Genomic DNA, 24,868 nt, shown 5'->3' with positions numbered 1-24,868 from the left:
AAAACTTCTTTATAGTTTATGACCATATTAGATTCTTTATTCAATAAAGACTTAACGTTTTCCTTTAATATAAGGTGTTCCTGATGCTTTTGGTGCATCTGCTCTACCGATAAAACCAGCTAAAGCTAGTATCGTTAATACATACGGTGCGATAAATAGAAATACAGATGGTACATTTTGAAGAATCGGTATTCTAGATCCCACAATACTCAGGCTTTGAGCAAATCCAAAAAATAGTGCCCCACCCATAGCACCAAGCGGATGCCATTTTCCAAAAATCATTGCAGCCAACGCCATAAAGCCCTGACCCGTAATTGTTGTATGACTAAAATTTCCTGTAAAAGATTGTGCGTAAACCGCACCTCCAGCTCCTCCTAAGACGCCTGATAATATTACTCCGATATATCTTAGACGTGTTACGCTTATTCCCATCGTATCGGCTGCCATTGGGTGTTCCCCAACAGTCCTGATTCTCAGACCGAATGGAGTTTTATAGATGACATACCAAGCGACAAATGAAAGAAGAATAGTTGCATATGCCACGTAAGAAATATTTGTGAAAAATAACTTTCCGATAATTGGGATATCACTTAAAAAAGGAATATCGACCTTTCTTATGTTTTCAACAATCATTTCGGTTTGTCCTTTTCCAAATATCTTTTTAACAAGGAAAATAGTTAACCCCAATGCCAAAAAGTTGATTGCAACTCCACTTACAACTTGGTCTGCCCTAAAAGTAATCGATGCTAATGCATGCAATAACGAAAATATTCCACCAAAAATCATTGCAACAAGGATAGAAATCCATGGAGTGGCAGCACCGAAAATATCAGCAGTATAGTAATTAAAAAGAATTCCGCTAAAAGCACCAACTACCATTAAACCTTCCAATCCGATATTAACAACACCTGAACGTTCTGAAAAAACTCCCCCAAGTGCAGTGAGTATGAGTGGAGCCGCCGCCAAAATTGATGAGGAGATGATAAGAGATAATAGTGTAGTAACTTCCACTTATTTCACGCTCCTTCGGAAACGAGCTATCAGCCATTTAATCATATAGCTTGATGCTACAAAGAAAATAATAAAAGCAATTACAATTTCAACCAGTTCTTCTGGAACATTTGCATTCGGCATTTGAAGTGCCCCTACTTTTAAGCCCCCAAATAAAAATGCGGCAAGTACAACACCGATTCCGGTGTTACCCCCTAATAAAGCAACTGCAATTCCATCAAAACCAACACCTGAAAATCCTGTATGGATAAATGCATTTCCAAATGTTCCTAATCCTTCCATTGCGCCAGCAAGACCAGCAAATGCTCCGGAAATAACCATTGATGAGATAATATTTCGATTAACACTCATTCCTGCATATTCTGCTGCATGGTGATTATAACCAACAGCTCGTAATTCGAATCCTGCCTTCGTTTTTTCTAAAAGAAACCACATGACAAAAGCAGCTATAAGTGCAAGATAAATTCCATTATGCAAGGTTGAATAATCTGTAATCCGTTCAAAAAATGGAGAATGAAGTGAAGCGGAATCAGGGATAATTGCTGTTGAATCCTTTTGATCGGATAATACATAACGAATCATATAATTTGTTACATATAAAGCAATATAGTTCATCATAATCGTCACAATAACCTCATGGACTCTAAGCTTAGCTTTTAAGAAACCTGGGATAAATCCCCAAATCGCACCTGCTACGGCAGCAACAATAATAGCTAAAGGCAAGTGAATGATTTTCGGGAGATCGAAGGAAAGCCCAACCCAAATGGACGCCACCCAACCGACTAATAATTGACCTTCAACCCCAATATTAAAAAGCCCAGTTCTGAACGCAAAAGCGACAGCAAGTCCTGCAAAAATGTAAGGAGTCATTTGTCTTAATGTCTCACCAATTAAATATGATTCTCCAAATATTCCATTCCATAAGGCGGCATATCCAGCAATAGGGTTATATCCACTCACCAACATGATTATAGCCCCTGTTATAAGTCCAAAAATAACAGCAATAACTGGAACTAATATATTTGTTAAACGATTAGACATAAGAATCCCCCCCTACTGCTTCCCGTCTCATACCAGCCATTAATAACCCAAGTTCTTGTTCTGAGGTTTCGTCAGCATTCACAATTTTTATGATTTTACCTTCAAATATAACAGCTATGCGATCACTAACATTAATAACTTCATCCAATTCAAACGAAATCAGTAATACAGCTTTCCCATTATCGCGCTGCTCAATAAGACGCTTATGAATAAATTCAATTGCTCCAACGTCAAGGCCTCGTGTTGGTTGAGCAGCAATCAACAGATCAGGATCACGGTCAACTTCCCTTCCAATAATCGCTTTTTGTTGATTTCCACCTGAAAGAGCACGTGCATGGGTAAATGCACTTGGAGTGCGAACATCATATTCCGATATTAAATTATTTGCTTTATTGAATATTTCTTTATAGTCTAAAACCCCTAGTTTTGAAAACGGTTCACGATAATACGTTTGTAATACCATGTTTTCACCAATAGAAAAATCAAGAACTAGACCATGCTTGTGACGATCCTGAGGGATATGAGCTAAACCAGATTCAGTAATTTTTCTTGGTTTAAGGTTCATGATTTCTTTCCCGTTTAATTTAATCGATCCGCTGTCACCTTTGCGTAAACCCGTAATCGCTTCAATAAGTTCGGCTTGTCCATTTCCGTCGACGCCAGCAATTCCAATTATTTCTCCTGCTCTTACCGTCAAATTAAGTCCATTAACCGCAGAAACACCGCGATTATCTTTTACAAACAAATCATTGATCTCGAGAACATTATCCTTTGGTTGTGCCTTAGTTTTTTCTGTTTTAAATAAAACTTCCCTACCAACCATTAAATTAGCAAGTTCATTTGTATTTGTTTCTTTTACATTAACGGTGCCAATTCCTTTACCTTTTCGAATCACGGTAACTCGATCGCAAATCTCCATGATTTCTTTTAGCTTATGTGTAATTAAAATAATCGATTTTCCTTCTTTAATTAACGTTTTCATAATTTGACTTAATTCTTTAATTTCCTGTGGTGTTAGCACTGCAGTTGGCTCATCAAATATTAATATATCAGCGCCCCTATAAAGTGTTTTTAAAATCTCTACTCGTTGCTGCATACCGACAGAAATATCTGCAATTTTGGCTCTTGGGTTAACAGAAAGACCGTATTTTTCAGAGATTTCTTGTACTTGTTTCTCAGCACTTTTAATATCGATTGATAGACCTTTTCTTGGTTCTTTACCTAAAACAATGTTTTCAGTAACAGTAAATGGCTCTACTAACATAAAATGTTGATGAACCATACCAATTCCTAAGTCATTCGCAATAATAGGACTTGTGATCTCAACTTTTTTTCCATTTACTTTAATTTCTCCACGTTCAGGCTGATATAATCCAAATAATACATTCATTAATGTTGATTTTCCCGCACCATTTTCACCAAGCAATGCATGAATTTCGCCTTTTTTTACTTGTAAAGTAATATTATCGTTAGCTACTATGCCTGGAAATTCTTTGCGAATATTCAACATTTCAATGACATAATCCATTCTGATCCTCCTTATTAAAGAAAAGCGCAAGGCGCGCAGCCTTAGGCGACAATCAAACGTTCTGAAACACAAAAGATCGTTCTTCGACTTTTTGCGGATCAGGTTATTTGATCTCAAACCGTGCCCTTGGGCTAGCCAGTAAAAGCCTGAGTTCAAAAATAATGAGCTAATAAATTGTTAACTTTCTATCTATAAACAATAATGCAAGCGCCAGTCTAGTCCGGTCAATCGACGCCCCACAGGACGAGGCAATTATTATACGCCTTTCCTTTTTTCGGTTCTGTTGGGAGTACGGAGCTTCAGTTTGCCTCGACTGCAATGGTCCGGCCAATCGTTAAGAATAGTAAATATTCTTAAAACCAAAAAGCGGCTTTTAACTTTTAGCTTCACGGGTATCTTGCCTCAATCCAATCGTGATTAAAGCTAGATTATGCATTATTTGATAAAAGACTAACATTATATATTTTAACCTATACAATAATACCAAAAGGTTTACCCCATAAGATAGAATACCACTTATCCCATTAATTGAATCATTTTATTCATGAAAAATACGGGTTGGCCATAAAAGCCAAGCCCGTTAATAGTTTGCTTATTATTTTAATTTATCAGGAACTTTTATGTCGCCGTTCTTAATTTTGCCTTCATATTCTGTTACTTTTGCCAATACGTCATCTGTTAAATGTTCTTTTGAATCAGAAATTTTAATCCCATTTTCTTCCATTCCGTATTCCAGAATTTGTCCGCCTGGGAAATTCCCGTCTTTAGCTTTTGTAGTAACATCTTGAACAGCAACATCTACTCTCTTAACCATTGAAGTTAATGTAATGTTTTCTGTTTTATCTCCGATTTTTACGTCACCTTCAGGATGTTGATCTCGGTCTACACCGATAACCCAAATTTCACTATTTGGATCCTTTTGTTTTAGATTTTTTGCTTCAGTGAATACACCTAGACCAGCTCCACCAGCAGCATGATAAATAATATCAACACCGGAGCTATATTGTGCTGCAGCAATTGCTTGTGCTTTTGAAGAATCTGTAAATGTACCAGCAAATTGAATATCCACAGTAGCATTAGGATTTACTTCTTTCACTCCCGCTTCAAATCCAGCAGCAAACTTATTAATTAGATCACTTTCAATTCCACCAACGAAACCAACTTTGTTGGATTTTGTCATCATTCCTGCAACGATACCAACAAGATAGGAGCCTTCATGCTCTTTAAACGTAATACTTGCAACATTATCTTTATCTGGAACTACTGAATCTACAATAACAAAATGGCTATCTTTACGCTGATCTGCAATTTTAGCAATAGCGTCCGTTAATTTAAAACCTACCCCATAAATAATATCGAATTTATCTCTTACCGCAGCATTTAGATTGGTTGAGAAATCCGCCTCATTTTTTGATTGATAATAGTTGTAACCATTTTTCCCTTTTTCTAAATTATTATCTTTACCAAATGCTACAAGTCCTTCCCATGCAGATTGATTAAAGGATTTATCGTCTACTCCACCTTCATCTGTCACCATTGCAGCTGTAAAGTTTTTATTTTCCTGTGCTCCATTGGCTCCTTCGTTATTCTTGTTGTTATTGCTGCTACCACAAGCACCCAAAATCATGCCTACCGCTAAAATTAGTGATAGCAATAATCCTTTGTTCCTCTTCACTTAGAGAACCTCCTATTATTTTCAGATTCGGCAAAGCAAATGAACTATGTATTTATATCATGCCTGCCAATCGCTCATAATATAACATTTTTTATCGTATCGAGTAAAGTAAAACGAGAAGGATTATAACTAGAACAAAAGCGCAAGCGTCTGTTCAGCGACTTACATGCCCACAGGATTTGGGTCCGTCTACGTTGCAAAGGACGTAGCAGTTTTAGTTAACGTTCCATATTCGGGATTTGATAAGATAAAGGAAACACGGTGAGCCTATATGACAAGCCGATTATCGGAGGAAGAAACCGAAAGTTTGCTAGGTGTTAGGGACTGGAATACCTTTTTAAAGTTATCCACAAGTTTAAATTCTATAATTTTCGACAGTGAAAAAAGCTATCCATTTTTGGATAGCTAAATTTTACGACGTATGTTCTTCTGCAGGTTTTGGCACAAGTACTGCACGAGGCTTGCTGCCTTCATATGGTCCTACAACACCTCTTGCTTCCATTTCATCAATTAATCTTGCAGCTCTCGTATAACCAATTCTAAATCTTCGCTGAAGCATCGATACAGAGGCAGTCTGCATTTCAGCAATTAACTGAACAGCTTCCTCATACAATTCATCTTCCACTTCACTTGTAACTTCAGGAATATCTTCTGGAATCATTTCTTCCTGATAATGAGCTTTTTGTTGTGCAATAACAAAGTCTACTACGTTTTCTACTTCATCATCGGATAAAAATGCTCCTTGTACTCGGACAGGTTTAGATGCTCCGACAGGTAAAAATAGCATATCGCCTCTTCCAAGCAACTTTTCTGCTCCACCTGAATCTAATATGGTCCTTGAGTCTGTTGAAGATGAGACTGCAAATGCAATTCTAGATGGGATGTTCGCTTTTATAACCCCCGTAATGACATCAACTGAAGGCCTTTGTGTAGCAATTATCAAATGAATCCCGGCTGCTCTAGCCATTTGTGCAAGTCTAGTAATTGAGTCTTCTACATCATTAGAAGCAACCATCATTAAATCTGCCAACTCGTCGACAATAACAACGATATATGGTAGTAGCGGTCTAATTTCTTCCGATTCCAAATTGTATCTTCTCATATGTTCGTTATAGCCTTCAATATTTCTAGTACCTGAATGTGAGAAAAGCTCATATCTTCTTTCCATCTCACTTACAACTTTTTTCAAGGCTTGTGATGCTTTTTTTGGGTCTGTCACAACTGGAGCCAATAAATGAGGGATACCATTATATACGTTCAATTCTACCATTTTTGGATCTATCATCATCATTTTCACTTCATGTGGTTTAGCCCTCATTAAGATACTCGTAATAATTCCGTTAACACAAACACTTTTTCCACTACCAGTTGCCCCGGCAACAAGTAAATGTGGCATTCTATTTAGCTCCGCTACTACAGCCTGTCCAGTAATATCTCTGCCAAGTCCAATCTGGAGCTTTGCTTCCGGATTATCATGTTCTTTTGATTCTAGAACTTCTCTGAGGGAAACAACCGCTACTTCAGTATTAGGTACTTCAATACCAATAGCTGACTTCCCAGGAATAGGAGCTTCAATTCGTATACCTTTTGCTGCGAGTGCTAAAGCAATATCATCACTAAGGCTTACAATTCTACTAACCTTTACTCCAGCCTCTGGATGTATTTCATACTTTGTAACTGCAGGTCCCAAATGAACTTGGGTGACTCTAGCTTTTACACCAAAACTTTGGAACGTTTTGTTGAGTTTGGTAGTATTATCGTGAATCATCTTATATTCACTGCTTTGATCTGTAATCCCCGGCCTTGATAACAACGATAAAGGCGGTAATTTATAGTCTTTATTTTCATGCTCAGTAAAAACAATAGGTGCGGCTAACTCCACCTCGTCCTCTTTATGTGCTTCCTCAACTATTACTTCACTTGCAGCATCATCTTCTGAATATGCTCGTTCCGTAAAACTTGAAATAATCGGTTCTGCTATATTTTCCTGTTCATCAATCGAAGTAAGAATTTGAGGAGAAGGCATTTGTTCTTGAGTTTTTTTACTTGCTTCCAACTTTTGTTTAACTTTCTTTTCTTTTCTTTCTTCCTTCCATTCTTTTAAATCCGTTTTAAATACTTGCCATTGAGTTTTTATTAACTTTCCGATCCACTTTGCAACAGTTCCTAACACTTCTCCAATTGATTTTCCAGTAATGAGAATAAGGGAAATGAGCATGAGGAAAAAACTTAAAATCTTCGTTCCTATTGACCCAAAAATAAAATAAGTTGCAGTTGTTAGAAGAGCGCCAATCATCCCTCCGCCTAATTCCTTTGTTGACGTTTTCCCCTTCATGATCTGAAAAAAGTCGTTATACGTGTTCCTCATAATACTAAAACCTTTTATTTTTTCATTTTCCATCTTTAAATCAAAAAATTTAATATGAGAAAGTAGTAAGAAACATGCGATAAACAAATAAATACCAACTAATCTTTGTCCAAAAATAGGGGGAAGTTCTCTCTTAACGATCATATATACAGCTATTATTAGAATCGTCAACGGGCCAACAATATGCCACTCACCAAGTAAAAAGTAGAAAGGTGAATTTAAAGGTGATAGCTTATCACCATTTACAATAATAATTAAACATAATGCAACTAATGCGATTCCCGTTATTTCATATTTAAGAATTGTATTCATTTTTTTAGACGTACGTCTTCTTCGTTTTTTCTTTGCCATTCAATCACCTTGTCAAACTCTTTTTATTAGTACATTATACCATATTTAGCTTTCGTCCTATGCAGAAAACAAAAAAACAGGCCACCGTAATATTCCGCAGCCTGTTTTATTACTGTTAACCTGTCTTTTTGAGTGCACTTTTTAATTTAATACGAGAAAAATCTCTCTTAAAATAACGAATCATCATTGTCGTTCCGAAAACAGTCAAATAACTGTATAAAGCGATCCATGCTCCATAACTTCCAAAATCAAATACAAATACCAAAACATATGAAAGTGGTACAAATAATCCCCATGCATGGATTAAGGAAGCCCTCAATAAGAAAGTAGTGTCTCCAATACCACGCAGACCTCCGGCGAAGAAGTTAGCTAGTGCATCAAATAATTGAAGAAATGCGGAAATCATAATGAGATTAGCTGATAAAGTAAAAACCTCTGGTACATCTGTATAGATTTTTGAAATTGACTCAGCAAAAAAGAATTCAAAAGTTCCTAAAACTAGAATAAACATAGCACCTATTTTTGCTGTTTCTATACCCAGTTTTTTAGCAAGATGAGGTTGATGTCTTCCAATTTCCTGTCCAACTAAAATGGTTGCAGTTGAACCAAATGCTGCAGCAGGCATAAAGCCTAAACTCATGACGCTTAAACTTATTTCATTTGCAGCAAGCGCGTTCGTTCCTAGTCTTGTTACAAATGCTGTAAATACAAGCATGGCCATACTTTTTGAAAATTCTTGCGTTCCTAGTTTAAAACTTTCAAAAAAGATTAATTTTGATTCTAACAAATCAAAAACAGGCTTAAATCGTATAAAAAATCGTTCTTTTAGATTTTTAAAAAAGGCGAAAGTAATTAGTGAGAAAGCTGAAAGCTCTCCTAAAAATAATGCTATTCCCGCTCCTTTTAATCCTAGTTCAGGAAAGCCAAAATTACCATAAGTTAACGAATAAGTGAAGAAGATCATGACAGCATTTCCTAATATAGATGCATACATAGGAGTCTTCGTATCACCAATACCTCGGAAAAAGCTAAATAATGTAAATGTCAAAATAGAAAATAACATAGCGTAAAAACGAATTTGTAAATATATTCGTCCTTCTTCTACCATGTTTTCGGGACTTCCCATTAGTCGCAAAATTCCTTCAGCTCCGAAAAAACCAATGAAAATAACTATTATTCCGGCAATTAATCCAAATATAAGAGCAAGAAAAGTACGGTCCAACCCTTTTTTCATCGTATTAGATCCATAATTTTGAGCAACTAGATAATTCACCGTATGTCCTATTCCAGAAAACATCGCCCATGCATTATACATAATAACGTTTGAAACACCTACTATTGCGATAGCAAGTGCCCCTAAATTACCTACCATAATTAAATTGATCATTCCTGTTACAGTCATTGATGCAAATGAAGCAATAGAAGGTATTGCCAACAATAATATTTTTTTCCAGTTTTTCATTTATAGTTCCCCTATTTCTAATTACAATTTCATACAGATTATATAATTTAATCACATAATTACATAAAAGAATAGATGCAAAAAAAGTTTTTTGAATTAAGCACTATTTTTGATTGTCTCAGCTTCGATTATAAAATTAAAAGCACCTTTCATTATTTTTTTGAAAGATGCTTTTAGAATCTATTCTTGTAATGGAATATAAGTGCCTGGTGAGAATTCAGCCCTTAAGTAATCATCTGGGTTGCTACTCATGATTCGAACCACTTTATACGTATGACCACTTTGTTCAACTATCATAGGAATTCCTCTTCTTGTAATAGAGATTTGACTAGAAAAAACTTCATCACTGTTTTGAAAAATAAGTTCAGGCGGTACAATGGTGTGTAATATCATTGTATTAACCCTTCTTCCATTCTATCTTTCCCTCTTTGTGCAACTAGTTCATTTAATTTTCTCAAAGCTTTTCCGATGCCTCCTACTTCATTAATCAATCCACATTCTACTGCATCCGAACCAATTACATTCGTACCAATATCTCTCGTAAGATTTCCTTTTGCGAACATAAAGTCTTTAAACACTTCTTCCGAAATATTTGAGTGCCTTGTAACAAACTTGACGACCCTTTCCTGCATCTTATCCATATACTCAAAAGATTGTGGCACACCAATTACAAGTCCAGTTAATCTAATTGGGTGTATGGTCATCGTTGCAGTTTCTGCTATAAAGGAATACGAACAAGAAACTGCAATCGGAACGCCTATTGAATGTCCCCCACCTAAAACCACTGAAACTGATGGCTTGGATAAAGTTGAAATCATTTCGGAAATGGCAAGTCCGGCTTCCACATCGCCACCTACCGTATTAAGAATGACTAGCAACCCTTCTATTTTTGGGTTTTGTTCAATTGCTACAAGCTGCGGTATAATATGCTCATATTTTGTCGTTTTGTTTTGTGGAGGTAATTGCATGTGCCCTTCTATCTGGCCAATAATCGTTAAGCAATGAATATTAGTGTCTTGGGACAATTGAGGGACATTCGTTTGACCAAGTTGTTGAATTTTCTCTATTATCCCTTCAGGTTTTACTTCTGGGGTTTCATTTGAATCATCTTCTATGTCGGTTTTAGACATGTTTTGATTAAGCATAGCAGCCTCCTACTTTAATGAATTACCCATAGTATGAACTGCATACCATTTTTCAATCCATAAAAAAAGCAGTCTCTTATTTCTGAGACTACCTTTTCTAATTAAATTTAAATTTCCATAATAATTGGGAGAATCATCGGTCTTCTTTTCGTTTTTTCGTATAAAAAATAATTGAGTCGATCACGTATATCCTGTTTAAAGCTGGACCAATCAAATGAATTTCCAGCAATTGCTTCTTCGGCAATTGAGCGAACAATATCACTTGCTTCTTCTAATAATTGTTCTGATTCACGAACGTATACAAAACCGCGTGAGATGATTTCTGGACCTGATGCAATTTTCTTTTGCTTTTTATTAATGGTAACTACAATTGTAAAGATTCCATCTTGGGACAAAAGTTTCCTATCTCGGAGAACAATATTTCCTACATCCCCTACTCCACTACCATCAATTAATATATTACCGGAAGGAACTCGATTACCTGTCGTCATGACTCCATTTTTATATTCAATCACTTCCCCATTCCCTGGGATAAATATTTGCTCCTTACTTAGCCCCACTTCCTGAGCAATTTTGGAATGGGAAAAGAGCATTCTATACTCACCCTGAATTGGAATAAAATATTTTGGTTTCATTAAGTTTAACATTAATTTTAAATCTTCTTGGCTTCCGTGACCAGAAATGTGTGTCTTTCTATTAGTTGAGCTTACAATAGCCCCAGCACGATAAATCATATCCATCGTTTTGTAAATACTCGTTTCTAATCCTGGAGAAGGCGTTGCTGTAATTAGAACAGTGTCACCTTTTTTGATATTGATTTGTTTATGATTTCCGCGAGCCATCTTTTGTAGAGCTTCAATAGGCTCACCCATGTTACCAGTAGATATTATGGCAACTTCCTGATCTTCGTATTTTCCAATATCTTGAATCGGGATTATCAATTCTGGATCAGCAAGTGAAATATAGCCTAATTTAAGTGCAATTTCAAAGCTTTTCTCTATACTTTTTCCAACGACCGCAACTTTTCTGCCATTTTCATATGCGGCATCAAGAGCTTGTTGAATTCTAATAAAGTTTGAAGCAAAACATGCAACAATTACACGCCCAGGCGCAGTATGAAAGGAATTAGAAATTTGCCGGGCAGTTACAGATTCGGAGGTTGTAAATCCAGGATGTTCCGCTTCTGTACTATCTGATAATAGACAAAGTACACCTGAATCACCGATACTAGCCATTTTTCCAATTTCTGATTTATACAATCCAGTAGCAGCTTGATCAAACTTAAAATCCCCAGTATGGACAATCTTACCTTCAGAAGTATGAATACAAACCCCCAATGAATCAGGAATACTATGAGTGGTATGGAAAAAAGTAACAGTTGCATAATCAAAATTGATTTTTGAATTCGATCTTACCGTATGAAATCCAGCTGTAGAATTCATATTATGTTCTTTCATTTTTTCTTTAGCTAAGGCAATAGTTAACTTTGAGCCGTAAACAGGTGCATTGATTTTACGAAGTACATATGGCAAAGCTCCAATCGCATCTTCATGTCCATGCGTCAAAAATATTGCTTTTATCCGATCTTTTTCTTCTTCTAACCATGAAATATCTGGAATTACGATATCTATTCCAAGCATTTCGTTTTCTGGAAACATGAGTCCGGCATCGATAATAAAAATCTCCGAATCTACTTCGACGACGTACATGTTTTTACCGATTTCTCCCACACCACCGAGTGGAATAATCTTTATTATTTCGTTTTTCGTTTTTGTCAAATCTATGTCCTCCTATTTTTTATTCCCGATCTACATCAGTCAATCTCATTATACTTGAATATGAAATCACTGTTCAACTTTTACCTATAAAGATATAAAAAGGAACATATTCATGGAGAAAAATTGAAAAGCAATATTCTCTTCTTATATAAATGAAATTAATCTCAATCAATTGCTCTATATCCTAAATACTATATAATGATTATTTTGTAAAAAATAAAAGAAAAGAAGCTGATTCCGAAATTGGAACCAGCTTCTTGTTTCGAAAAATAATTTAACTTATTTTAAATCTCCAAGTAGATTTGACAAATCTGATCTTTCTAGTTCAGTTAGAGGAACTAATGGAAGTCTTACGGATCCTACATCAAACCCAGTCATTTGTAAGGCAGTCTTTACAGGTGCCGGACTTGGTGCAGCAAATAATCCTCTCATAAGAGGTAGAAGACGTCTATGAACAGAAGCAGCTTCTTGGTGTTTACCTTCTTTAAAAAGATTTATCATTTCCTGCAATTCTTTACCAATAACATGGCTTGCAACTGAAACAACACCACAACCTCCAATAGCCAACACTGGAAGTGCCAAACTATCATCGCCACTATATAGAAGGAAATCATCATCAGTATTAGAAATAATTTCTGCCATCGCATTCAAATCTCCACTTGCTTCTTTAGCTGCAACGATGTTATCAACTTTGGAAAGTTCAATCATTGTTTCAGGTGCAATATTTACGGAAGATCTACTTGGTATATTATAAATCATGATCGGTAGCTTTGTAGATTTAGCTATAGAAACAAAATGTTGATACAAACCATTTTGATTTGGCTTATTGTAGTATGGTGCTACTAACATGATCGCATCTACACCTATTTCTTCGGCTTTTTTAGTTAGCTCAATAGATGAATACGTATTATTACTTCCTGTTCCAGCTATAACAGGTACTCTTCCATCTACTGTAATTGTTATATGCCTAAATAAAGCTAATTTTTCTTCAGTAGACAAAGTAGGTGATTCTCCTGTTGTTCCTGCTACAACAAGGGAGTCAGAACCATTCTGAATTAAATGGTTGACAAGCTTAGTAGTTTTTTGGAAATCAATATTTCCTTTACTATCAAATGGCGTAACCATTGCAGTTGATACTTGGCCAAAATGGACCATTTTTTTACACCCCAAATCTTATCGTTCATATTCCAACAAATCATACTGTAATTCAAACGCATCATGTAACGCGTTTACAGCAAGCTCTAAATCTTTACCATCAACAAGTACCCAGATTGTTGTATGACTATCAGCAGATTGTAAAATCCTGATATCTTTTTCAGATAATGCAGAAACAATCTTTGAGGTGACACCCGGAACACCTGCGATACCCGCTCCTACCACTGATACTTTCGCACAGTTTCTAATCACTGATGGTTGATGGCCTTCACGTTCCAAAATGGAGATTGCTTTATCTATGGTAGCGTCTGGCACTGTATAGACAACTCCACTTGGGGAAATATTTATAAAATCAACACTAATATTTTCATTAGCCATAGCTTTAAAAACATCTGTTTGTAAATTGTATTGATTTTTACCAGCAGACACCTTTATTTGAGATACATTTGGAACATAAGCGATTCCTGTTACAAGTCTCTCATGTATTTCTGCAGTTTCATTCCCTCTTGTCAAACTCGTTACTAGTGTACCTGGAGAGTTTGTATACGTTGATCTAATTCTAATCGGAATTTTAGCTTGCATAGCAATTTCGACTGCACGAGGATGTATAACTTTTGCTCCTTGATATGCCATATTACAAACTTCATTATAAGTGACAACTGATAAAGGACGGGCTTTTTTGACAATTCTCGGATCAGCAGTCATCATTCCATCAACATCAGTAAAAATATCTATCCATTCTGCTTTAAGGGCAGCTCCAAGCGCCGCAGCAGAAGTATCGCTTCCGCCTCTTCCGATTGTAGTTATGTCCCCATTTTTCGCAGCACCTTGAAAACCTGCAACAACAATCACATCATTAGTACTTAATTCATTAAGCAGTCTTTTACAATTCATTTCAATAATTTTAGCATTTGTATGATCGTTGTTAGTTACAAAACCAGCCTGTGCACCAGTCATAGAAATTGCACTAATACCTGTGTTTTTTAGTTCTTGTGTAAATACTACACTGGATATTGTCTCCCCACAGGAAAGTAAAACATCCTGCTCTCTATCGGTTAATAACGTTTTATCTCCACCTATTAATGACAATAATGTATCAGTCGCATAAGGAGAACCTTTTCTTCCCATAGCTGAGACAACGACTACAACTTTATACCCTTCTTCAATTGCTTTCTTAATATGAGCTTGTGCCTGAAGTCTCGTTTCTAAGCTTTGAACAGAAGTTCCTCCATATTTTTGGACGATGATTTTCATGGTTTCACCCCATTTAACCTTAACTGGGTTATTTAGCAGACACTAAGCCCAATTTAATTAAGCTTTCAGCAATTTGTATTGTATTAAGTGCAGCACCTTTTAATAAATTGTCGGAAACAATCCACATATGGAATCCTGTTGGCTCATCTAAATCTTTGCGAATTCTACCAACAAATACGTCATCCTTTCCTACTGCCATAGCAGGCATTGGGTACACTTGCTTTTCTGGTTCATCTTGAAGTGTAACTCCTGGCGCATCTGATAATACATGTTTAATATTCTCAACTGACACATCGGATGTTCCAATTTCGATATAAACTGATTCTGAATGACCAGTTTCTACAGGGAGCCTTACACAAGTTGCCGCTACTTTTAATTCAGACATTCCCATAATTTTTTTTGTTTCATTGATCATTTTCATCTCTTCGAATGTAAATCCATTTTCAGTGAATTTATCAATTTGAGGGATTGCATTAAAGGCAATTTGATAATGTTTATCTAAACTGCTTACTGGTAAAACAGTAGGGTTAACCTCTTCATTGTTTAAAATCGCCTTGGTTTCCTCGTATAATTCATTTATGGCGGCAGAACCTGCACCAGAAACTGCTTGATAAGTAGAGACAACTACTTTATTTAATCCATAGGCTTCCTTAATTGGTTTAAGAGCAGCAACCATTTGGATTGTAGAACAGTTAGGATTTGCAATAATTCCGTTATGCTCACGGAGAGCTTCTTCATTTACTTCAGGAACGACTAGTGGAACTTCAGGATTCATTCTAAAGGCACTAGTATTGTCAATTACAATTGCTCCTCGTTTTACTGCTTCAGGTGCAAATTTTTCCGATATACTCCCACCCGCACTAAAAAGAGCAATATCTACACCTTCAAATGATTCGGGTACTGCTTCTTCGACAGTAATGACTTCATTATTAAATACAATTTCTTTGCCTGCTGAACGGGCAGAAGAAAGTAAAGTTAATTTACGTATTGGAAAATTTCTTTTCTCTAACGTTTTAATTATTTGTTGTCCTACAGCACCGGTAGCTCCCATTACTGCTACGTGAAAACCATCTTTATTTGCCATTTATAGTACTCCTTCCAGCCAAAGAAAGTGAATCTTTGTTGTTTTATTATTTAAATACATTAATACTATCATATTATCACATATATCTTTGCTACCGGTATATATTTGATAAAAAAAGGCGATTAAAAGAACAATTTTATAATATATAAAAATGCAATTCTCCGTATCACAATCTTAGATTCCTTGCGGATATTTTTCTTTAAGAATATATTTTTATTTATATCGTGGAATATTTATACAATTTTAATTAGCTTTTATAAAGCAAACAAAATGAATCAGGTAAGTTCCCCCTACCTGATCTACTCCCATTGTTTTTGATTTTTTTATTATTTACCATACTCTCTAATAACAGGTTGCAATTGATATCCTTCTATTGCTGCCTCGACCGCTTCAGAAAGATATTCCATTTTTGCAACCATCGATGTCGGTTTATTAATTGGATCATCCTGCCCAAAAGGAATGAAATAAATGTTCTTTGCAGTCATCAGTTTCATTAAATTGATTCCGTTTAAACCTAGTGCATCGTTTGTAGATATTCCTAACACAACAGGATTACGATTCCTTAATGTCGCTTTTGCAGCCATAAGTACTGGAGAATCTGTCAATGCATTAGCAAATTTGCTCATAGAATTTCCTGTTAAAGGGGCAATTACCATACAATCAAGAGGCATTTTCGGTCCAAGAGGCTCAGCATCTACTATTGAATCTATTACTTTTCGTCCAGTGATTTCCTCAATTTTAGCTACCCAATCTTCCCCGTCTCCAAATTTTGTATTTGTGTTTTTTAAAGTAAATGTAACGACAGGAATTACCTCTGCTCCTTGCTCCATTAATCTTTCTATTTCAGGTATTACAGCATCATAAGTGCAATGGGAACCTGTCATTCCGAAACCTATTCTTTTTCCCTCTAAACTCATTATGAATTCTCCTTCCGTTTTTCAAGATCTTCAGCAAGAAGCTGCGAAAGTACATTGGCAAGTATTTGCCCTGCTGTTTTCGGCGCAACAATTCCTGGCAGCCCTGGGGCAAGCAAGGCCTTGATACCACGCTTTTCAGCATAACGAAAATCTGTTCCTCCGGGTTTGGATGCTAAATCAATAATCAAAGTATTTGTTGGCATATTTGCTATAACACCAGCATTTAAAATCATATGGGGTACAGTATTAATACATATATCTAGATCTTTAACTTCATTTTTCAAATCATTAAAGTGGAAAGGTTTTAACCCCATTTCTGTAATTCTCGCTAAGTGAGAACTTTTTCTAGCTCCCACTTTTACATTTGCTCCTAGAAGATCAAATGTTCTTGCTACACTCATACCGACCCTTCCTAGACCTAGAACCGCTATGGATGATTGATGAATAGTAATATCAGTGTTTTGTATGGCCATCATAATTGTTCCTTCTACTGTTGGTATGGAGTTATATATCGCTACATCATCCCGTTCAAAAAGCTGTACTAATGTTCTTTTCGAAAGATTTGCTATTTTGTCGAGATAACTATTACTTATACCGGAATAAATCTTACAGTAAGAAGGCGTTTTATTAAGAATTTGTTCTGTCAAAATGACTTTTTCACTAGAAAATATGGTTTCAATTTCACCTTCAAGGCTCGTTCCAGGAACAGGAAGTATAATAGCATCAATTATTGAAAAATCTACATGTTCCAATTTTTCCTTAACTGCTCCTGTAAAAGATTGAGCCAATTGTTCGAAACCAATTAAATATAATTTCGCATCTAGTTCAGTTAACTTGCGAATAATTTCTAATTGTCTGGCATCTCCACCTAAAACAGCTATGTGCATATCTGTCAACATCACATTTCTTCACCTTCTTTTTTATGCATGGCAGAATAACACCGCACCAATAGTGTATGTAGGATAAATCCCACTGTGCATGAACACAGGAATCGAATAAATAATATTTTGTCGTTCATCTAGACAAAAAAAATAAGGCGATTTTATCGCCCTAACAAAATGTTACTTATTTTCAGGAACTTCAAGAATAATCATATCCGTTCCAATTGTTCTTATATAGTGCCACGGTACTTTTATTTCGTTGCTTCCTTTTCTCATACCCCATTTTCCCGAAGGAATTATTAAATGATTAATTTCTCCTGTCTTAGAATTTATCTCAAGATCTGTTTGTCCAAGGACACCTAATCTTTGTGCTTTTTTGTAATCAACAATTTCCTTTCCCCCTAATTCACTAAGACGCATAATCCCCCTCCTTATAGTTAGTGTTCAAAAAGAATCAAGAATTTCGAGGATGTATGGCTTCGAGTAATGGAGAAATAAGCCAACTAGAATTACTGATGTGTCATTTTCGCCTGACTTTTTGAACAACATATGATACTTGCCTTATTAACAATATATAAGTTGTCTGTATGCTTTTTAGAACAAAAAAAAGCCTTATCACTTCGACAAGGCTTATTGTATTCGTTTTGGTATGCGATTATCTGGACTAATTAACGCTAGCGTATAATCATCAGTAAAAATTTGGTTAGTAATGTTGTTTACGCTATCGATGGTAACTTGATCAATTTCTTCAATCATTTCATCGAGAGTTCGATGTTTACCTAGTAATAATTCATTTTTGCCGTTTCTACTCATCCTACTATTTGTACTTTCAAGACTGAGCATTAAATTTCCTTTTATTTGTTCTTTGCTATTTTGCAACTCTTTTGATGTAATTCCATCTTTCTTTAATAAATCAAGCGTCGAATGGATCGTGCTATATAGTTCATCCATTTGATTTGCTCCAGTTCCGCCATATATAGTTACTAATCCACTATCCTTAAAAGAAGAATGATAAGAAAATACGGAATAAGCTAATCCTTTTTCTTCACGAACTTCTTGAAATAATCTGGAGGACATACTTCCACCAAAAATATTATTCATTACAATTAAGTCATAAATATCTTTATGGCCAATAGGTAATCCTTTAAATCCTATACATAAATGTGCTTGCTCAGTATCCTTTTGCTTCGTGAATTTGTTAGCAAAAAATTCAGGTTTAATATCAGATACTTGTTTTTTTCCTCTTTCAAAAGAACCAAAATAACGTTCTACAATATGAATAAAGTTCTCATCTATATTTCCAGCTATCGAAATCACTACATTTTCAGGCGTATACATATCATGTATATACTCTCTTAACAATTCACTATTAATCGTTTCAAGTGTTTCTTCCGTTCCAAGAATTGGAAATCCAAGAGGGTGAGTTTCAAAGGCAGCTTTACTTAATAAATCATGAACGATATCATCTGGTGTATCCTCATACATCTTAATTTCTTCTAAAACTACATTCTTTTCCTTATTTAATTCGTCTCTATCAAAAGTAGAGTTAAAAAACATATCAGCTAATGTATCTAAAGCATATTCGGCGTGGTTATCAAGTACTTTTGCGTAATAGCAAGTATATTCTTTAGAAGTAAAAGCATTCACCTGTCCACCAATTGAATCAAAAGACTCAGCAATTTCTCTCGCAGTTCGTTTTTCTGTACCTTTAAAGTACATATGTTCTAAAAAATGCGAGATGCCATTATTATGATGATTTTCATCTCGTGACCCTGTTCCAATCCAAATTCCTATTGCTACTGATCTTACCGTTGGAATTGTTTCTAGGACAACTCTCACTCCATTTTGGCATATATATTTTTTCATTTTAGCAATTCCTCCTAACTTGGTGCACAAACATGCCGAGTGTCCATAATCCAACAGGTTTATGGATTGCTTCTCTCTTGTTCCATGTTTTGTTGTCCATATAATTTAATAATACGTTCTTCGTCCATTAATTTGGATACCGTCCCAAATCTAAGATTACGGGATTTAATTTCTGATATTAATGTTTGTAATGCTTTATCGGTTGGTTCCGTAGGATGCATTAATATCATTGCTCCGGGATGGACTTTTGATGTGACCCTCTGGATTAATACATTTGTAGAAGGTTTCTGCCAGTCAATTGTATCAACTGTCCACATCACAGTCCTAAGATTAAGTGAATGCGCTATGTCGATTGTTTCCTTACGAAAAGCACCAGCTGGAGGGCCGAACCATGTTACTTTTTTTCCAGTAGTAGCTTCTATTATTTCATTTGTTTTAGAAAGTTCTTGACGAGTTTCAGCAGCACTTAACACTTGCATATTGGGATGACTATAAGAATGATTTCCGATTTCATGTCCCCCATCTGCTATCATTTTAGTCAATTCAGGATTTTCCTTCGCCCAACGACCTTCTAAAAAAAAAGTAGCATGTACTTTATTTTTTTTAAGAGTAGCCAGCATGGAGGGAATATATTCATTTCCCCAAGCAACGTTTATTAAAAAACTAACCATTGGTTTTTCTGGATGGCCCCGGTAAATTGGTGAGGGGGGCAAATCAGATAAATGGACATCTGGTTGAATTTGAATGAAAACTAGTTTCTTCTCATCATATTTATTATCTTTTTTCATTTTTTGATAAGATGCTTCAATATCTACCTTTATTCCATTATAACCAGGCATTGCTTTCCAGACTCGATCTATTTTAGCATTTTGTGGTTCAATTTGATAATAATCCGCAGCTTTTATGATTAAATCGTATAATTCTCCTTGATGTTTACTGACAAAGATACTATTACTTTGTAACTGTTTTACATATTGATTCGTATAAGGATTAAATATTGCAGATAATGATAGAATAGCAATCAGAACTAAGGCTATCAAGTTTTTTGAACTAAACATGTACCTACCTCCCTCATTTTAAAATATGAGTATAGTGGACATGTTAGACCAATTGTACATAATCAAGTTCTTAATAAAAATATGTTAAAAGCTATAGTACCGTAGATTTCTCCTTAAGGAGCTCAATCTTATGAACAATAGTTGGATTATAGTATAAGGTGACATTAAGAAAACATTATCCTTACAAGTCATCTTCCACCAATCTTGCGGACTTCGGCACTATGCAGAATGTTTTATTGCCACAAGCCTGTGTGCTATCCGCCCCATACAAAAGCCTGGAAGCAAATTGAATATGACTTTATACAGCCAAAAAAAGCCAAGATATCTTGGCTTTAGTTTGTAGACAAATTAATGTTAAAGCAATCTCAAACTACCATACCTTGGCTTCATTGTTTGTTATTCCTTATTTTGTTGTTCTTTTTGTTCTTTTAGTACAGCTTTTCTAGAAATGTTAACTCTACCTTGGTTATCTATTTCAATTACCTTAACGAGAATTTCGTCGCCAATCGATACAACATCTTCCACTTTATTGACACGTTCCTCCGCAAGCTGTGAAATATGAACCAATCCATCTTTTCCAGGGAATAATTCGACGAATGCGCCGAATTTTTCAATACGTTTTACTTTTCCTAAGTATATTTGCCCTATTTCAACTTCACGAACAAGGTCTTCAATGATTTTCTTTGCCTTAATGTTCATTTCTTCATCTGCAGATGCTATGAATACTTTTCCATCTTGTTCAATATCGATTTTTACGCCAGTTTCTTCAATGATTTTATTAATTTGCTTACCGCTTGGTCCAATAACATCTCTAATTTTATCTGGATTAATTTGTATTGTAAGAATCTTAGGCGCATATTGCGATAATTGTTTTTTCGGTTCTCTGATTGTTTCTAGCATTGATTCTAAGATGTGCATGCGTCCTTCTTTTGCCTGCATTAAAGCTTCTTCAAGAATTTCACGTGATAGACCTTCAATCTTTATATCCATTTGTAAGGCAGTTACACCTTTAGAAGTTCCAGCCACTTTAAAATCCATATCTCCAAGATGGTCTTCCATTCCTTGAATATCTGTTAATACTGTATAATGCTCACCAGACTTCACTAGACCCATTGCAATACCAGCTACTGGAGCCTTGATTGGAACTCCTGCGTCCATCATCGCAAGCGTGCTTGCACAAATGCTGGCTTGTGAAGTAGAACCATTTGATTCCAAAACTTCGGAAACAAGACGAATAGTATACGGAAAATCTACTTCATTAGGAATAACTGGTTCTAAAGCGCGCTCTCCAAGGGCACCATGTCCGATTTCTCGACGGCCTGGTCCTCGAATTGGGCCAGTCTCCCCAACACTAAAATGTGGGAAATTGTAATGGTGCATAAAACGTTTGGACTCTTCTATCCCTAATCCGTCTAGAATTTGCACATCACCTAACGCACCAAGTGTACAAATACTTAGTGCTTGAGTTTGTCCACGTGTAAATAAACCTGATCCATGTGTTCTGGCCAAAAGGTTAACTTCAGAAGAAAGAGGTCTAATTTCAGCCGGTTTTCTACCATCCGGACGAACTTTTTCGACAGTAATTAAACGACGCACTTCCTCTTTAACAAGGCTGTCCAATATTTTTTTTACTTGCTTTAGGGTTTCATCTTCAATGTTTTCACGTTCTGTAAAGTCAGCAATTACTTTTTCTTTGACAGCTTGAATTGCATCTTCACGTGCATGTTTTTCCTCTACTTGAATTGCTTCAATAAGAGATTTTTCACACATGTTACGAACTTCTGCCTCAAGAGTAGCATCTACTTCATAAAGAACAACTTCTCTTTTTGGCTTTCCAACTTTTGCTGCAATTTCTTCTTGGAATTGAATTAGCTTTTTAATTTCCTCATGGCCGAACATGATTGCTTCTAACATGATTTCCTCAGGCACCTCATCTGCACCTGCTTCAACCATATTAATTGCATCTTTTGTACCAGCAACTGTTAGATTGATATCACTAATTTCCATTTGCTCTACCGTTGGATTGATTACGAATTCGCCATCTATTCTACCAACGACAACTCCTGCAATTGGTCCTTCAAATGGGATATCTGATACACACAGTGCCAAGGAGGATCCAAACATTGCAGCCATTTCAGAAGAACAGTTTTGATCCACACTCATAACTACGCTGACAACTTGAACTTCATTTCGGAAACCATCAGCAAATAATGGGCGGATTGGACGATCGATTAAACGACTTGCCAAAATAGCCTTTTCACTTGGACGGCCTTCCCTTTTGATGAATCCACCTGGAATTTTACCTACTGCATATAGTCTTTCTTCATAATTTACGGTTAAAGGAAAGAAATCTACAGCTTTTGGATCTTTAGAAGCAGTAGCTGTACTTAACACCGCTGTATCACCATAACGGATTAAGGCTGCTCCACTTGCTTGCTTGGCTAATTGTCCAATTTCTACTGTTAGGGGTCTTCCCGCCCATTCCATACTAAATGTTTGTTTCAATTGTTGTTCCATGCACTCATTCCTCACTTTCATACGAATCCATCGTCCATAATATATTGTGGACTAGTGATAGTAAATAGTTATTGTCATTTTTTGGAATCAATGCCGCTAGCCGATTACTGAACATTAGACATATGTACGAATAAAAACGGAAACGCCTGTCCATACTTTCTGACCTTTAGTACGTAAAGTCATAAGACATAGTGGTTATAAATCCACGTTCTTTTTGACAATGACTTACACAAAAGATCGTGTCATACGTTTGCTAGGCGATATAAAATTCGCACCCATGTCAAATGTTCAGTTCTGCCACGCATTGCTTGACAGTCCTAAGCAGTATTGCCTCGGTCAGCAACAATGAAACCTCAATGAAACCACTTTCTAAAATACCTAACAAAAAAGCGGGAAAAATCCCGCTTTTTACATGGCTTTACGGATATTATCTACGTAAGCCAAGGCTGTTAATTAGTTCACGATAGCGTTGCACATCTTTATTACGTAGGTACGTTAAAAGATTACGACGACGGCCAACCATTTTAAGCAAGCCACGACGCGAATGATGATCTTTTTTGTGCGCGCGAAGATGATCGTTCAACTTGTTGATTTCTTCAGTTAAAACCGCAATTTGAACTTCCGGAGATCCGGTATCATTTTCATGAATCTTATATTGGTTGATGATTTCGTTTTTACGCTCTTGAGAAATCGCCATCCTGTTCACCTCCTGTTTTTCTATCCCCTGTTACCTAGCAAACGTTGGTGAGTCGCCTTGCCAAGCAAAGGTTCTTGATACTGTATAAGAATACATCTTTCCAAGGTAAAAATCAAGTTTAATTGTTCATATTATCGAAGTAAGCGATTGTTGTTTGGACATCTTTCGAAATTTGCGTTTTTAATTCTTCGATACCATTAAACTTTTTTTCATCCCTAATGTGGATATGCCACTCTACCTTGACTTTTTCGCCATAAATAGATTGGTCAAAGTCTAAAATATGCACCTCGACAGAAAGTCTAGTTTCTCCTGGTGCGGTAAAGGTAGGCTTGTATCCAATGTTACATACGCCGTTATACCATTTACCAGCAACAAAAAAGCGGACTGCATACACCCCTGTTTTTGGAATAAGATAATCACTTTCCAATTGTATGTTTGCTGTTGGAAAACCAATTGTTCGTCCACGTTTTTCTCCGTGAATAATTGTTCCTTTCGTTATATAAAATCGACCCAATAGCTTTTGAGCTCCACACATATCACCGCCATGTAAAAGGCTTCTAATTTTCGTGGAACTTACTTTTTCATTATGTTCTTCCAATTTTGAAACTGTGGTAACATCAAAATTTCCTTTTCCATGGATAGGCATAGTTTCCATCGTTCCTTTTCCAAACCTTCCATATGTATAATCAAAGCCTGCTACCACATGCTTGGCATTTAAGTTGATTAAGTATTCATTAATAAAAGTTTCTGGTTCTAAACTCGAAAATGCCGAGGTAAATCTTACTACAAATAAAAAATCTATACCAAGTGTAGAAATTAAATCAATTTTATCTTCAAGTGGGGTGATATATTGAACCGTCTTTCTTTCTTTTCCTAGTACGACAGAAGGATGAGGATCAAATGTCATGACAGCACTCTTCCACTTATTATCAATTGCTATTTTTCTTGCAGTAGATATAACTGTTTGATGCCCTTTATGCACGCCATCAAAAAATCCTAACGCAATCACCATAGGTGAAAAGTCTTTCTTACTTAATTGATGGGGATGATTGATCATAATTACCTTCATTTTTTTCACCT

Annotated in this window: 20 protein-coding genes; all 20 read right to left on the bottom strand. The window is 35.9% G+C overall.

Going from position 1 to position 24,868, the window contains the following annotated elements; all coding sequences use genetic code 11:
- Positions 1–51: 51 nt before the first annotated feature.
- The 20 genes from MT489_RS02535 to ribF all read right to left on the bottom strand — a co-directional run bounded on the left by MT489_RS02535 (position 52) and on the right by ribF (position 24,857).
- Positions 52–1,011 carry an ABC transporter permease gene (locus MT489_RS02535; RefSeq protein WP_244679929.1) on the bottom strand — a complete coding sequence of 320 codons (960 nt, stop codon included), beginning with the start codon at positions 1,009–1,011 and terminating at the stop codon, positions 52–54.
- Positions 1,012–2,052: an ABC transporter permease gene (locus tag MT489_RS02530; RefSeq protein ID WP_244679928.1), complete on the bottom strand. Its 1,041-nt coding sequence runs from the start codon at positions 2,050–2,052 to the stop codon at positions 1,012–1,014.
- Complete coding sequence (locus MT489_RS02525) at positions 2,045–3,580, bottom strand: ABC transporter ATP-binding protein (protein ID WP_244679927.1); 1,536 nt, start codon at positions 3,578–3,580, stop codon at positions 2,045–2,047. Before MT489_RS02525 ends, MT489_RS02530 begins: the two co-directional genes overlap by 8 nt.
- Positions 3,581–4,175: 595 nt before the next feature.
- Positions 4,176–5,207, bottom strand: coding sequence for a BMP family lipoprotein (locus MT489_RS02520; RefSeq protein ID WP_244680613.1), 1,032 nt, complete (start codon positions 5,205–5,207; stop codon positions 4,176–4,178).
- 460 nt (positions 5,208–5,667) lie between these two features.
- A complete protein-coding gene (locus MT489_RS02515; protein WP_244679926.1) occupies positions 5,668–7,974 on the bottom strand; it encodes an FtsK/SpoIIIE family DNA translocase in 2,307 nt (768 codons plus the stop codon).
- A 115-nt stretch (positions 7,975–8,089) separates the two neighbouring features.
- A complete protein-coding gene (locus MT489_RS02510) occupies positions 8,090–9,436 on the bottom strand; it encodes an MATE family efflux transporter (RefSeq protein WP_244679925.1) in 1,347 nt (448 codons plus the stop codon).
- Between the two features lie 180 nt (positions 9,437–9,616).
- Complete coding sequence (locus MT489_RS02505; protein WP_244679924.1) at positions 9,617–9,829, bottom strand: YlzJ-like family protein; 213 nt, start codon at positions 9,827–9,829, stop codon at positions 9,617–9,619.
- Positions 9,826–10,566 (bottom strand): ClpP family protease, encoded by a 741-nt coding sequence (locus MT489_RS02500; protein ID WP_244680612.1) that lies wholly within the window; start codon positions 10,564–10,566, stop codon positions 9,826–9,828. The genes MT489_RS02505 and MT489_RS02500 overlap by 4 nt, the downstream gene beginning before the upstream one ends.
- A 122-nt stretch (positions 10,567–10,688) precedes the next feature.
- Positions 10,689–12,359, bottom strand: a complete 1,671-nt coding sequence (locus MT489_RS02495; RefSeq protein ID WP_244679923.1) for a ribonuclease J — start codon at positions 12,357–12,359, stop codon at positions 10,689–10,691.
- A gap of 279 nt (positions 12,360–12,638) precedes the next feature.
- The gene (gene dapA, locus MT489_RS02490) at positions 12,639–13,514 is read right to left on the bottom strand and encodes a 4-hydroxy-tetrahydrodipicolinate synthase (protein WP_244679922.1); all 876 of its coding nucleotides are present in this window, start codon (positions 13,512–13,514) and stop codon (positions 12,639–12,641) included.
- Positions 13,515–13,532: 18 nt separating this feature from the next.
- On the bottom strand, positions 13,533–14,768 hold the full coding sequence (gene dapG, locus MT489_RS02485) for an aspartate kinase (RefSeq protein WP_244679921.1): 1,236 nt from the start codon (positions 14,766–14,768) through the stop codon (positions 13,533–13,535).
- A 28-nt stretch (positions 14,769–14,796) separates the two neighbouring features.
- Positions 14,797–15,852, bottom strand: coding sequence for an aspartate-semialdehyde dehydrogenase (asd, locus tag MT489_RS02480; RefSeq protein ID WP_244679920.1), 1,056 nt, complete (start codon positions 15,850–15,852; stop codon positions 14,797–14,799).
- 326 nt (positions 15,853–16,178) lie between these two features.
- Positions 16,179–16,769 (bottom strand): dipicolinate synthase subunit B, encoded by a 591-nt coding sequence (gene dpaB, locus MT489_RS02475; RefSeq protein WP_244679919.1) that lies wholly within the window; start codon positions 16,767–16,769, stop codon positions 16,179–16,181.
- On the bottom strand, positions 16,769–17,668 hold the full coding sequence (dpaA, locus tag MT489_RS02470; RefSeq protein WP_244679918.1) for a dipicolinic acid synthetase subunit A: 900 nt from the start codon (positions 17,666–17,668) through the stop codon (positions 16,769–16,771). Before dpaA ends, dpaB begins: the two co-directional genes overlap by 1 nt.
- A gap of 162 nt (positions 17,669–17,830) precedes the next feature.
- Complete coding sequence (locus MT489_RS02465) at positions 17,831–18,070, bottom strand: YlmC/YmxH family sporulation protein (protein WP_244679917.1); 240 nt, start codon at positions 18,068–18,070, stop codon at positions 17,831–17,833.
- A 210-nt stretch (positions 18,071–18,280) separates the two neighbouring features.
- The gene (locus MT489_RS02460; protein ID WP_244679916.1) at positions 18,281–19,516 is read right to left on the bottom strand and encodes a M16 family metallopeptidase; all 1,236 of its coding nucleotides are present in this window, start codon (positions 19,514–19,516) and stop codon (positions 18,281–18,283) included.
- A gap of 59 nt (positions 19,517–19,575) precedes the next feature.
- Complete coding sequence (locus MT489_RS02455; protein ID WP_244679915.1) at positions 19,576–20,574, bottom strand: polysaccharide deacetylase family protein; 999 nt, start codon at positions 20,572–20,574, stop codon at positions 19,576–19,578.
- A gap of 396 nt (positions 20,575–20,970) precedes the next feature.
- Positions 20,971–23,091: a polyribonucleotide nucleotidyltransferase gene (pnp, locus tag MT489_RS02450; RefSeq protein WP_244679914.1), complete on the bottom strand. Its 2,121-nt coding sequence runs from the start codon at positions 23,089–23,091 to the stop codon at positions 20,971–20,973.
- Positions 23,092–23,518: 427 nt separating this feature from the next.
- Positions 23,519–23,788 (bottom strand): 30S ribosomal protein S15, encoded by a 270-nt coding sequence (gene rpsO / locus MT489_RS02445; protein ID WP_244679913.1) that lies wholly within the window; start codon positions 23,786–23,788, stop codon positions 23,519–23,521.
- Positions 23,789–23,906: 118 nt separating this feature from the next.
- Positions 23,907–24,857 (bottom strand): bifunctional riboflavin kinase/FAD synthetase, encoded by a 951-nt coding sequence (ribF, locus tag MT489_RS02440; protein WP_244679912.1) that lies wholly within the window; start codon positions 24,855–24,857, stop codon positions 23,907–23,909.
- Positions 24,858–24,868: the final 11 nt, after the last annotated feature.

This window comes from Lederbergia wuyishanensis (assembly GCF_022900255.1).
GTDB lineage: Bacteria > Bacillota > Bacilli > Bacillales > Bacillaceae_C > Lederbergia > Lederbergia wuyishanensis.
The sequence above is the reverse complement of the archived record's forward strand: the minus strand, read 5'-3'. Positions and strand labels throughout refer to the sequence as shown.

Coding starts and splice junctions, on each gene's coding strand:
- MT489_RS02530 (WP_244679928.1), bottom strand. CDS start 2,052: ATGTCTAATCGTTTAACAAATATATTAGTTCCAGTTATTGCTGTTATT.
- MT489_RS02525 (WP_244679927.1), bottom strand. CDS start 3,580: ATGGATTATGTCATTGAAATGTTGAATATTCGCAAAGAATTTCCAGGC.
- MT489_RS02520 (WP_244680613.1), bottom strand. CDS start 5,207: ATGATTTTGGGTGCTTGTGGTAGCAGCAATAACAACAAGAATAACGAA.
- MT489_RS02515 (WP_244679926.1), bottom strand. CDS start 7,974: ATGGCAAAGAAAAAACGAAGAAGACGTACGTCTAAAAAAATGAATACA.
- MT489_RS02510 (WP_244679925.1), bottom strand. CDS start 9,436: ATGAAAAACTGGAAAAAAATATTATTGTTGGCAATACCTTCTATTGCT.
- MT489_RS02505 (WP_244679924.1), bottom strand. CDS start 9,829: ATGATATTACACACCATTGTACCGCCTGAACTTATTTTTCAAAACAGT.
- MT489_RS02500 (WP_244680612.1), bottom strand. CDS start 10,566: ATGTCTAAAACCGACATAGAAGATGATTCAAATGAAACCCCAGAAGTA.
- dapA (WP_244679922.1), bottom strand. CDS start 13,514: ATGGTCCATTTTGGCCAAGTATCAACTGCAATGGTTACGCCATTTGAT.
- dapG (WP_244679921.1), bottom strand. CDS start 14,768: ATGAAAATCATCGTCCAAAAATATGGAGGAACTTCTGTTCAAAGCTTA.
- asd (WP_244679920.1), bottom strand. CDS start 15,852: ATGGCAAATAAAGATGGTTTTCACGTAGCAGTAATGGGAGCTACCGGT.
- dpaB (WP_244679919.1), bottom strand. CDS start 16,769: ATGAGTTTAGAGGGAAAAAGAATAGGTTTCGGAATGACAGGTTCCCAT.
- dpaA (WP_244679918.1), bottom strand. CDS start 17,668: ATGTTGACAGATATGCACATAGCTGTTTTAGGTGGAGATGCCAGACAA.
- MT489_RS02465 (WP_244679917.1), bottom strand. CDS start 18,070: ATGCGTCTTAGTGAATTAGGGGGAAAGGAAATTGTTGATTACAAAAAA.
- MT489_RS02460 (WP_244679916.1), bottom strand. CDS start 19,516: ATGAAAAAATATATATGCCAAAATGGAGTGAGAGTTGTCCTAGAAACA.
- MT489_RS02455 (WP_244679915.1), bottom strand. CDS start 20,574: ATGTTTAGTTCAAAAAACTTGATAGCCTTAGTTCTGATTGCTATTCTA.
- pnp (WP_244679914.1), bottom strand. CDS start 23,091: ATGGAACAACAATTGAAACAAACATTTAGTATGGAATGGGCGGGAAGA.
- rpsO (WP_244679913.1), bottom strand. CDS start 23,788: ATGGCGATTTCTCAAGAGCGTAAAAACGAAATCATCAACCAATATAAG.
- ribF (WP_244679912.1), bottom strand. CDS start 24,857: ATGAAGGTAATTATGATCAATCATCCCCATCAATTAAGTAAGAAAGAC.